General features: G+C 69.7%; 1 protein-coding gene. It reads right to left on the reverse strand.

Annotation, left to right across the window (positions count from 1 at the left end):
- A partial coding sequence (locus SAZ04_RS22950) for an rRNA adenine N-6-methyltransferase family protein (protein ID WP_332700103.1) occupies positions 1-212 on the reverse strand: 212 nt, incomplete at its 3' end.
- Positions 213-238: the final 26 nt, after the last annotated feature.

The raw sequence follows: 238 nt of genomic DNA on the forward strand, positions 1-238 counted from the left end.
GCCGCGAACCCGGCCCTCGCCAAAGCCAGGAACGCCGCGATGTCGTCCACCTCCACGTCCGGGCTCTCGTGCACGTCCAGACGCACCACCGCCGAGTCCACCTTCGGGGCGGGCTTGAACGCCCTCGGCGGTATTCGGAACAGCACCCGCGCCTCGGCGAAGACCTGGGTTTCCAGGCTCAGGTACGACATCTGTCCGGGCTGCGCCGCCATGTTCGCCGCCACCTCCGCCTGCAACG

The sequence above is a fragment of the Halalkalibacter lacteus genome (assembly GCF_036663595.1).
Classification (GTDB): Bacteria; Bacillota; Bacilli; order Bacillales; family Bacillaceae_D; genus Halalkalibacter; species Halalkalibacter lacteus.